General features: G+C 58.9%; 15 protein-coding genes, 1 tRNA gene and 1 pseudogene. 9 read left to right on the top strand and 8 right to left on the bottom strand.

Annotation, left to right across the window (positions count from 1 at the left end; all coding sequences use genetic code 11):
• The coding region (locus tag ACIQCS_RS23770; RefSeq protein ID WP_401531944.1) for a hypothetical protein at positions 1-257 on the top strand (257 nt) is incomplete at its 5' end.
• Here the strand turns inward: ACIQCS_RS23770 and ACIQCS_RS23765 are convergent.
• Entirely contained in the window at positions 254-808 is a 555-nt protein-coding gene (locus ACIQCS_RS23765) for a hypothetical protein (RefSeq protein ID WP_345850272.1), read from the bottom strand. The two genes, ACIQCS_RS23770 and ACIQCS_RS23765, sit on opposite strands and share 4 nt — an antisense overlap.
• 52 nt (positions 809-860) lie before the next feature.
• Between ACIQCS_RS23765 and ACIQCS_RS23760 the strand changes: the two genes are divergently transcribed.
• The gene (locus ACIQCS_RS23760; protein ID WP_345850271.1) at positions 861-1,106 is read left to right on the top strand and encodes a hypothetical protein; all 246 of its coding nucleotides are present in this window, start codon (positions 861-863) and stop codon (positions 1,104-1,106) included.
• 29 nt (positions 1,107-1,135) lie between these two features.
• On the opposite strand, the gene ACIQCS_RS23755 is transcribed toward ACIQCS_RS23760, so the two are convergent.
• Positions 1,136-1,363, bottom strand: coding sequence for a hypothetical protein (locus ACIQCS_RS23755; protein WP_345850269.1), 228 nt, complete (start codon positions 1,361-1,363; stop codon positions 1,136-1,138).
• Positions 1,360-1,914, bottom strand: coding sequence for a recombinase family protein (locus ACIQCS_RS23750; protein ID WP_345850268.1), 555 nt, complete (start codon positions 1,912-1,914; stop codon positions 1,360-1,362). Before ACIQCS_RS23750 ends, ACIQCS_RS23755 begins: the two co-directional genes overlap by 4 nt.
• A 188-nt stretch (positions 1,915-2,102) precedes the next feature.
• Between ACIQCS_RS23750 and ACIQCS_RS23745 the strand changes: the two genes are divergently transcribed.
• A complete protein-coding gene (locus tag ACIQCS_RS23745) occupies positions 2,103-2,759 on the top strand; it encodes a hypothetical protein (protein ID WP_345850267.1) in 657 nt (218 codons plus the stop codon).
• A 27-nt stretch (positions 2,760-2,786) separates the two neighbouring features.
• The gene (locus tag ACIQCS_RS23740) at positions 2,787-3,419 is read left to right on the top strand and encodes a hypothetical protein (RefSeq protein WP_345850266.1); all 633 of its coding nucleotides are present in this window, start codon (positions 2,787-2,789) and stop codon (positions 3,417-3,419) included.
• A 26-nt stretch (positions 3,420-3,445) separates the two neighbouring features.
• Here the strand turns inward: ACIQCS_RS23740 and ACIQCS_RS23735 are convergent, their stop codons facing one another.
• Entirely contained in the window at positions 3,446-4,189 is a 744-nt protein-coding gene (locus ACIQCS_RS23735) for a hypothetical protein (protein ID WP_345850265.1), read from the bottom strand.
• 145 nt (positions 4,190-4,334) lie between these two features.
• On the opposite strand from ACIQCS_RS23735, the gene ACIQCS_RS23730 reads away from it, so the two are divergent.
• Together ACIQCS_RS23730 and ACIQCS_RS23725 are read left to right on the top strand one after the other, a co-directional pair.
• Positions 4,335-4,577, top strand: a complete 243-nt coding sequence (locus ACIQCS_RS23730) for a type II toxin-antitoxin system ParD family antitoxin (protein ID WP_345850264.1) — start codon at positions 4,335-4,337, stop codon at positions 4,575-4,577.
• Positions 4,577-4,894, top strand: coding sequence for a type II toxin-antitoxin system RelE/ParE family toxin (locus tag ACIQCS_RS23725; RefSeq protein ID WP_345850263.1), 318 nt, complete (start codon positions 4,577-4,579; stop codon positions 4,892-4,894). The genes ACIQCS_RS23730 and ACIQCS_RS23725 overlap by 1 nt, the downstream gene beginning before the upstream one ends.
• Before the next feature lie 36 nt (positions 4,895-4,930).
• Here ACIQCS_RS23725 and ACIQCS_RS23720 read toward each other — a convergent pair whose 3' ends face one another.
• Positions 4,931-5,374 (bottom strand): hypothetical protein, encoded by a 444-nt coding sequence (locus ACIQCS_RS23720; RefSeq protein ID WP_345850262.1) that lies wholly within the window; start codon positions 5,372-5,374, stop codon positions 4,931-4,933.
• 364 nt (positions 5,375-5,738) lie between these two features.
• On the opposite strand from ACIQCS_RS23720, the gene ACIQCS_RS23715 reads away from it, so the two are divergent.
• Both ACIQCS_RS23715 and ACIQCS_RS23710 read left to right on the top strand, forming a co-directional pair.
• Positions 5,739-6,008 carry a hypothetical protein gene (locus tag ACIQCS_RS23715; protein WP_345850260.1) on the top strand — a complete coding sequence of 90 codons (270 nt, stop codon included), beginning with the start codon at positions 5,739-5,741 and terminating at the stop codon, positions 6,006-6,008.
• A pseudogene (locus tag ACIQCS_RS23710) lies at positions 6,005-7,033 on the top strand (recombinase family protein); the annotation flags it as partial. The gene ACIQCS_RS23715 and the pseudogene ACIQCS_RS23710, both read left to right, overlap by 4 nt.
• 490 nt (positions 7,034-7,523) lie before the next feature.
• Here the strand turns inward: ACIQCS_RS23710 and ACIQCS_RS23705 are convergent.
• The 3 genes from ACIQCS_RS23705 to ACIQCS_RS23695 all read right to left on the bottom strand — a co-directional run bounded on the left by ACIQCS_RS23705 (position 7,524) and on the right by ACIQCS_RS23695 (position 8,814).
• Positions 7,524-7,610 (bottom strand) — tRNA-Leu (locus tag ACIQCS_RS23705).
• Positions 7,611-7,821: 211 nt separating this feature from the next.
• Positions 7,822-8,205, bottom strand: coding sequence for an Arm DNA-binding domain-containing protein (locus ACIQCS_RS23700; RefSeq protein WP_345850258.1), 384 nt, complete (start codon positions 8,203-8,205; stop codon positions 7,822-7,824).
• Between the two features lie 69 nt (positions 8,206-8,274).
• A complete protein-coding gene (locus tag ACIQCS_RS23695) occupies positions 8,275-8,814 on the bottom strand; it encodes a DUF805 domain-containing protein (protein ID WP_345850257.1) in 540 nt (179 codons plus the stop codon).
• Between the two features lie 167 nt (positions 8,815-8,981).
• On the opposite strand from ACIQCS_RS23695, the gene ACIQCS_RS23690 reads away from it, so the two are divergent.
• Positions 8,982-9,161, top strand: a complete 180-nt coding sequence (locus ACIQCS_RS23690; protein ID WP_401531943.1) for a helix-turn-helix domain-containing protein — start codon at positions 8,982-8,984, stop codon at positions 9,159-9,161.
• Positions 9,162-9,321: the final 160 nt, after the last annotated feature.

Here is a 9,321-nt window from a genome sequence, read left to right as displayed (position 1 = left end):
GAGCAATCTCGCCAGCGTCGCCTGATCGCCGAAATTACGCCGTCCACGTCGCCGCCGTCGCCCCGCAACCACGTGGGGCAGTTTTAGCGCTTACGATTAACGACCTGCACCATTGGGAGGGTGAGGCGCGACCCGAAATTCCGCTGGAAGCGCGGATAACCGAACATCTCGACCTGCAAACGCAGATATGGGCGCATGACGCGCGGCAGCGGCTGGGTGAAACCATCGAGGACTTGGACGACGATGTGCCGTTCTAATCTTTAGAGAGATAAGAGCGCGTCGCGAGATAAGCGCTTAAGATAAGCGCCGAAAGCAATATTGCTAATGGTAAAACTAAACTCTCTAGAAGCAAATGCAGGGACTGTACTAGAACTACTTCATAGACGCCCCAAAGGATGGCGAGGAGGAAGTGTAGCGCAACGGCGTGACCTCCGCCCAGCTTGAAGCGCCGACCCTTGCCGTGAAGTTGAGGCCAAAGCGGGTTTTTGGGTATACTTCCTTCGTTATATACCTTCGAAACAGCCGCGATTGAGCTGGCGGCGGCCATGATGCCGCTAGCCGTTAACAATGCGACGATGAACCCGGCAATGCCCAAAAATGCCAGCATGCTTTCCCGAAACGGATGAATTGGAACCACTACATCCTTAAACCAAGGGTTCGATACTAGAAAAGTCATCGACGCAAACAGAAATCCCTGAAATGTAAGAGAACTCATGCTGCGTTGATAGACGATATCGTCTTCTCGCTTAATCTCATCTTTATACAGCTTGTACAGCTCAATGTCGTATTCGCTCTCAGAATTTGACATATTGGCTCCAGATGTGTGAGATTGTTCGTGCTTTTAACAGCTAGGAGAACAGATGAAGCTGACGAACGTATTCACAAAATCTCAACTTATGCAAGCTGGCGTCATGGGAGCCGCTCTCAGCGCCACGATGTGCGGAGCTCTATGGTTCTCCAGTCAGCCCATTGTGACTAACCCCAATGCGGCAACTGCCATCGAAGTGGTGACTGATACCGCCAGGGTACGCGGCCTCTCAGTGCAGCCTTGTGCGGAAAAACCTAAGCCGGGCTATGACTGCATCATGGTTGTTGGCCCGAAATAATCGAGAAATGTCGACTTGCCCTTCCGACGTTAGGGCTCTTCGGCGATATTGGCGTTCTGCCCTTCCAGCGGCAAGGCCAGATCAATAAGGCCGCCAAGCCCATGCACCGGCCCTACGTCCTTAGGCGGCGTCGGCTGATAGTGATAGTCGGGCTCCCATGTGCGATCCCAATGGTCCCAGCGAAGTTGCAGCCATCGCGCGCCGCGTTTACGGCCATCCTCGTACCATTCACGAAGTTGGGTATCGGGACCGCTCATGTGCGTTGCTCCTGTCGCAATGACCTAAACAATGTGGACCTGCCGACGCCGAGACGTGCGGCGATGGCGTCAGCCTTTGCAGTTTTCAGAAGCTGGCGGGCTTCGGCGATTTGAGCGGCGGAGAGTTTGCGACTGCGGCCTAACTTCACGCCGCGCTGCTTTGCCGCAGCCAGCCCGGCGACGGTGCGCTCGACAATCACGCGCCGTTCAAAATCCGCAAAGACGCACATGACCCGATAGACGACCTCACCAATATGTGAGGATGTGTCGATGCCTTCGGACAGAGAGACAAGGTAGCTGCCGCGTTCGCGCAACTCTTCCGCTATATCGACCAGATCCCGGAAATTGCGGCCCAGCCTGTCGAGCCGCCAGACGACGATGCTGTCGGTTTTCCCGATGGCTGCCAGCGCGCGCGTGAGGCCAGGACGCTTGCGCGACTTGCCGCTGATGCGGTCGCGGTAAATCCTCGTGCAGCCTGCGGCACGCAGCGCGTCGAGCTGTAAGTTCAGCGACTGGTCTTCCGTTGAAACCCTTGCATAGCCGATGCGCAAGCTTGTCCTTCCGCCAACACATGGCGAGGCGTCGGCAATCTCGAAAATGGTGGTTTATGAGACCGGCTTATTCGTGAGCAGAAACGCGAAGGAAGAAGCCGATATGTTCGAGAATAACATAGCGGTGAAGCAGCCGGAACGGAAGTCCCGCGCAGTCTCGAAAAGGACCGTTTCCGGGACTCTTCAAGATGAAGCTGCGCTATTATGGAGCTGTCGCCGCGACGCTCATTCTTGCTTATGTTTCGCCCGCTACCGCGCAGTCATTGCGAACCGGACAATGCCTGCCGGGTGCGCAGGTGCGCGAAGCGCTCAAGGCCGAAGGCCAGAACACCATCATCGTGGGCAACCGCACCGGCTATGGCTATGCGACCGCGCTTGTTTTCACGTCGAACGCGGACGGGTCTCGCGGCTATCTGCTGCGCGGGGACAAGCCGCTTGGGCAACAGGCGGACACAATCTGCATCGATTCCGTCTATGAAGATGTGAGGCTCAACGACATCACGCAGCCGGGCATTCCGGCCTGGGCGCAGTTGGGCGGGAATGCTGCGCGCGCCGAAGCCATCTGCAAGCGCGACCGCCTCGGCTATCAGGAAATGTGCCAGCCGCAGCAGGCGAGTGTGGAAGCCTTCCACCGCGACGGGCAGCAAGTTCTGTTCATGGCGACCGGAACGGCAATCAACCCGCGCGACAAGACGATCAGGACCGGGCAGCGCGTCTGGTTGACGCAGAACGGCTCAGGCGGCGGCGCTTTGAGCGCAACGACACCGGAAGGCGCAAGCTACGTCCTATCCGCCTACACCAGCGGCGCGCTCTCGCAGCACGGTGCGGCCATGCTGAACAGATAGCATCTCAATTCATCGCAGGGGGAAAACATGAGCGTGGTTGCGATCAGTGGAGGCGTGGTCAATCTGGAGGGCGCGACCTCTGTGACGGTCAAGCCCAGCGCGTGGTCGTTCGTGCCAAAAGCAATGGCCGTGCCGGTCATCGGCATAGCCATCTATTTTATGGCATTGTGCGCGGCGGGCATCATCGGCGTCTTCTTCCCGGCGCATGGAAGCATCCCGTTTTACTGGAGCGGGTTTGCCAGCGTGGCAGGTTTTCTCAGCGGCATAGTGGCAATGGCGGCGGTGATCCTAAGCGGCGCGAGGTTCATCCTTCATGGGAGCGACCATCCCAACGTCCGCGCGGTCATGCGCGGAATCTTTATCACCGGCTTCGCCCTCTGCCTGATGGCTGCCACGATAAACCTCGTCATCATGCACGACTGGCAAACAGCGTCCGGCTCGTCCCCATTCGATTACACTATGCGAACCGCCCTCGCGAGCGGCGCAGCGCGGGGTGCGGCGATTCTGGTGATCGCGGCACTCGCGTTCCTGCTTTCCGTCCTCTCGCTCAGGCTGCTGGACCTCAAGAACGTGACTATCGTTGGCGAGGGTGAAATGCGCCGGATTACGAACCTGACGGGCGATGACGTTTCCGTCCTGATGAACAGCCTTCCGCGCTAAAAGGGCAGACGCAGAGGCGCGTCGATTTATATCGCGAAATTTTGCAAATCGACGGTGTTCTGCGTAGCGGGCAACTGCGACACGGCAGGAGTCTCTGCGATTTCTCCGCTTGCCGCCGCCTTGAAGCTTCCGTGCAACTCGGAACGTGGTTGCGGTGCCACGGGCTTCAATAGTGTTTGGGCGCCTTCGGCGTCTTTCTTGAAAGTCGGGTCCGCCTGCGCATTGCTGAAATAGCGTTTCTGCTCGTCCGTGCGCTGGGATTCCGGAATGGCGGCGATCTCGGCGACTTCGGCGACACGCTCGACACGGGCCTCGGCTTCGTCGCGGCTCATGCCGCGCGCGATGAAAAGCTGCATCAGCTTGTCCCGGAAATCATCGTCTTCGCGCAGGCGCTTGGACAAATCCTGCCACTCCGCGCCGGTCATCGTCGTGCCCGCGACGGTGACGGAGGATTTCAGCCATTCCTCGCGCTCGCGCTGCTGTTGCTGGATGATGAAGCCGAACTGCGCCTCGGTGGTTTCGCCCGCTTCCTTGCGGCGCTTTTCCTTCGCGCCCGGTTCGGAGAGTTCATCCAGTGCGAGATTGTCCTTAGCCGCTTCGCAAATATCAACGGCGCGCGCCTCGATGGCGGCTTGCACCCAGTCCGGCATTCCCGGCGGATAAGCCGAATTGTTGAATGCCCTGGCGGCTGCATATGCAGCGATGTCGAATTGCTCTGGCAATTCGACCTGTGAATCTATCGATATTGTATCTTCCACGGTCTCGCGCATGCGGAAATTATCGCCTCGCGAGAGTTAAAGCCCGCTAATATTCCCTGCAATTTGAGACAAATGCCATCTATCCCTGCGCGGCGCATCGCCAAAAAATATGGCAATCTTTGCCAATCCTTGCTAAGCTGATTGAGAGAGGTGAGCAATGGCAACGATGAACGTATCCCTTCCCGACGCGATGAAGCAGTGGGTGGAAGGCCAGGCCGGGACAGGCCGTTTTAGCAATGCGAGCGACTATGTGCGCGACCTTATCCGACGCGACCAGGAGCGCGCCGGTAAGATTGCGGCCATGCAGCAGCTGATTGACGAGGCGGAAGAAAGCGGCGCGTCGTCCCGCAGCGTCCAGCAGATTTTTGACGCCGTTCTCGCGGCCCGTCAGGGGACCTGATGCCCTATTTGCTTTCGCGGGCGGCTGACGACGATATTGCCGCAATCGCGCTCTACACGATTGATAACTTCGGCATCGAGCAAGCCGTCGCCTACCGAGACGGCTTAATCCAGACTCTCGAATTTCTGGCTGAGCATCCGCAAGCCGCGCGGGAGCGCATGGAAATCCGGCAGCGATCCCGGGTCTTTCGCTACAAGTCACATCTGATTGTCTATCGCATCGAGGGTGACGGCATCTTTATCCAGCGCATCCGCCATGGCCGCGAAGACTGGCTGTCCGACGATGATGCGGGCGACGAAACCGTGGCGAATAGCTGAGAGCAGCGAGCGTAGTAGGCGATTGCCAAGCAGACTTCACTCCGGCGGGGCCGAGACGCCAGTCAGAGCGATGAGGCGCAGCCGCTCAGGATCCACGCCCCACACAACCGATTCCTTGGGGAAGATGAGACGTAGCAGCGTAATGACGACGCGGGCGCGCTCACGCGCCTCCACACGTACGCGCGGCGTCACATTCGGGAGCGGACGCTTGCACCAATCCTTGAACCACCATTCGATACCGTCGCGTTCGAGCAGCTCTAGATCGATTTCGGCGCGGTTGCCTTCCGCATCGACGAGAATGGTATCGCAGTCACGATAGCCGTCCGCGAGGAAATCGAGCATACGTCCGCGCGGCACGCGAATATTTGCCGCAAAGGTGCGCGCGTCGCGCACCAGTTCGGAGTTTTCGAGGTCAGCGTCGGTGACGATCTGGACTATGGCAGGGTTACCGTTGTTGAGGGGGCAATTGATGGCATTCATGTCAGGGTACTCCGCAAAATCACGCGGCAGCTTTCAAACACGATGTGCATCTACCCGAGGGGCGCTTCTCCTTCTTGCTCTCCCTAAATCTTGGAACGGGCTGGCCGATTTTCAATAGCGATACGCGGAGCCTCGTGTAGTCTAGACTTTTCCAAAGAAAATCTTGACTTTATAATAACTTCATGAAAATATAGGACGAAATTCCTACAATTGCGTCCGCATTTCAGAAGCGTCCGGCTAAGTGCCCGGGCGCTTCTTTGTTTATGCCCCCGGCGGGGTCCAGCGGCGCGGTAGGGCCAACTCAACAAACAACCTGATATTCGTCCGCGCGGTGTTCCCGCGCCGGGCGGGAAAGTGTGTGCCCATGTCCTTCAACCCTGCGGATTTCCTGCATCATGTCGATGATCTCGATATGACGTTAGATGCCAAGCTCGATCTTATCGAGGTCGTCGGGCGCATCATGGAAAGCTTCGTGGATCGCGCCTTTGGCGAATCCTCCGAGCAAATTCTGCATGGGATAAGGCAATGCGAAGCGACCATTTCCCAGCGCGGTGAGCTAAACTCGCGGAGCAGACTCACATCAACCTTCAATGAGGCCGGTCAGGAAGAACCGGCGGAAGAGGCAGCGCCATGACCGGCAAAAATCAAGCCAAACAATCAATCGCCGTCATCTACGCGCGCGTCTCCAGCACCCAGCAGAAGACGCAGGGACATGGCCTTGAATCGCAGGAAGTCCGCTGCCGGGAGTTTGCGACCTACAAGGATTATCAAGTCGTGGAAGTCTTCCGCGACGACGCTTCCGGCTCGCTCACCGACCGTCCCGGCATGAAGGCGATGCTGACTTTCCTGCGCAGGCAGCGCGGCGACACCATCGTCATCGTCGATGACATCTCTCGTCTCGCGCGCAGCCTCGAAGCGCACATCAAGCTGCGCGCGGCCATCGCCAGCGTCGGCGGCATTCTGCAATCGCCATCGATCGAGTTCGGCGAGGATTCCGACTCTCAGCTTGTCGAGAACCTTCTCGCCTCCGTATCGCAGCATCAGCGTCAGAAGAACGCCGACCAGACCAAGAACCGCATGCGGGCAAGGGCCATGGCCGGTTACTGGCCGATGCGCGCGCCTATCGGCTACAAGTTCGAGCGCGTCGCAGGGCACGGCAAGATGATGGTGCCGGACGAACCTGTCGCTTCCGTCATCCGCGAGGGGCTTGAAGGCTTCGCCTCTGGCCGCTTCGGTTTGCAAAGCGAGGTGATGCGCTTCTTCGCATCGCATCCTTCATATCCCGCAAAGGCGCGGAGCTGCATCACCGTCGAGCGCGTGCGCGAGATGATGAACCGCCCCATCTACGCGGGCAAAATTACTATTTCCGAATGGGGCCTGCATCTCGTCGATGCCAAGCATAGGGCAATCATCAGCTACGAAACCTTCCTGCGCGTTCAGGAACGCATGAAGGGTGCCGCGAAAGCGCCAGCGCGCAAGGATTTGAATCGCGACTTTCCGTTGCGAGGCTGGGTATCGTGCGGCGGCTGCGGTAAGCCGTTGATGGGGTGCTGGTCCACGGGCCGCTCTGCACGTCACGCTTACTATTTGTGCCAGCGCAAGGATTGCCCGGACTACGGCAAGTCCATCAAGCGCGACGATCTCGAAAGCGAGTTCGCCGAGTTGCTGCGCTCGATGCGCCCGTCCGTCTCACTGTTCAATCTCGCGGTCGGCACGTTTCGCTATTTCTGGAACGAACGGAGCCTCACGCGCGCGGAACAAGTGCGAAGCTTCAAGCAGGACGTCTCGTCCATCGATAAAAAGATAGGGCAGTATCTCGACCGCATCGTCGAAATTGACAGCCGTTCACTCGTGAAAAATTACGAAGACCGCCTTCATTCGCTCGAACGCGACAAGGCTCTGATTACCGAACGCATCGCAAATTGCGGTCGTCCGCTGGGCGAGTTCGACGCGACTTTTAGAACCGCCGTCGAGTTCCTCGGAAACCCTTGCAATCTTTGGGAATCTCCGCAGCTCGAAGACAAGCGCGCGGTGCTGAAATTGGTATTCGCGGAGCCGCTCGCCTATCGGCGCGGCAGCGGTTTTAGAACCGCTGTAACCTCTTCACCGTTCAAGATTTTATCTGACTTACAGAACGGTGGAGAGGGAATGGTGCCCAGAAGAGGACTCGAACCTCCACGCCCTTGCGAGCGCCAGCACCTGAAGCTGGTGCGTCTACCAATTCCGCCATCTGGGCACGGGGTAGGCGAGCGCCTCTACGGGGCACCCAATCCGCTGTCAACCGCTCCAAAAAACAATTTGCGGATCAGTTCGTCGCGCTCGGCGAGATGCGCGCTCGCCCGCTGGCTCCGGCCCCGCCCACGCCCACGCCCACGCCCACGCGCACGCGCACGCGCACGCGCACGCGCACCGCGAGAAGCCTATGCTTCCATTCCGCCTGGAGCAACTCAGACAGCCGGGCCCCGGTGTAGAGCAGGAGCCGGACAATCCGACCGAGCTGCGGGTTCACTGAGGCATCGCACGCCGAGAGCAATCGCTTTGCCTCCTCGGCGGTCGCCACCGAGGGTGACTTCCGATCGGAGCCGCTGCGCCTCCTTCTTGATCTTGTCGAAGCTGGCATCGCCATAGCCTGCGATCCGGTGCTGCTTCTGCCGGCCGTGCTGGTCCTGATACCGCAGGTAGAAGGTCTTCCCGCCAGCCGCACGGCATTCAAGCACAAAGCCTTTTATGGCGGCATCCGCCAGAAGCTGGTCGCGGCGAGTGGTGAGCAGCGCCCTAAGCGCAGGGTCCAGAACCCCGTCCAGCATGGCTCCGTCGGTGATGTAGATCATTCGATTCCTCCAGATACGACAAAGGGCGCCACGGCTTCCCAGAGCGCCCCTGCGTGGTTGGTGTGATGATCAGGTCCGCGGATCGGGACCGAAGCGATTGTCGCCCTGCGTGCCCTCAAGCAGCATCATCACGAACACGATGATGACGCCGACGTACGGGATGAGGTTGAGCAGCACGAACCAGCCCGAGCGGTTCTGATCGTGGAAGCGGCGCACCTCGACGGCGAGCAGCGGTACGAACAGCCCGAGCAGCGCCAGGATGATCAGGCCCAGGACGACATTGCCAAAAGGGCTGAACTCGCCATAGCTGTCCATCGTGCCGCCGATGAGGACGGAGCCGACGACGAACAGCGCAACGTAAACGAGCTGGAACATCCAGAACTCCTTGCGCGACGATCGGCCGGTAAACTCGGCGTAGCGCCGGATGGGGAGCAGTATCCACGCGAGATGGTCGTTGCCTGTTGCCGTGGTGGCGCCGGCGGTGGTCTTCGAGCCCGAGCCGAACAGGATCCGCTGCTTGGACTGCTCGAACTCCTCCTCGGTGATGATGCCTTCCGCCTTCATGCGGTGGAGGCCTTCGATGCTGTCCAGAGATGTCTTGTCGATCATTTGCGATAATTCCCCTTGCTGATTTGGCGCGCGCACAGCGCATGAGATTCCGGCGGCAGATTACCGACGGGGCGAACTAAGGCTAGAGAAATGAGACTCATAGTCCGTGGTTTCATCAGCATCACTCCCGTTCAAACTGGAGGATGGATGTCCGCCGTAGACTGGCCGTGAACGTGAAGAAGCTGCGCAAGGAACGCGGCTGGTCACAGGAAGCGCTTGCCGATGAAGCCGGGCTCGATCGAACCTACGTCAGCGGCATAGAGCGGGTGGTTCGGAATCCGACCGTTACGGTCGTCGAACGACTGGCATTGGCGCTCGATTGCAAGTTTGGTGATCTGCTCGATTGAACAACCATCTTATATGATAAGATATATCATATAAGATGGTGTCATGCGCGCTCCCACGGATAAGGCTGTCGTTGCCCCCTAATTGCCTGACGAGGCCTCGCGGGTTTGGGTGATGTACTCGCGGGGTGATCGGTAGCCTAGCGCCTTGTGCGGATGGACC

This window comes from Sphingomonas sp. NPDC092440 (assembly GCF_044754985.1).
Lineage (GTDB): Bacteria > Pseudomonadota > Alphaproteobacteria > Sphingomonadales > Sphingomonadaceae > Sphingomonas.
Note: the sequence above shows the minus strand (reverse complement) of the source record. Positions and strands in the feature narration are given on the sequence as shown.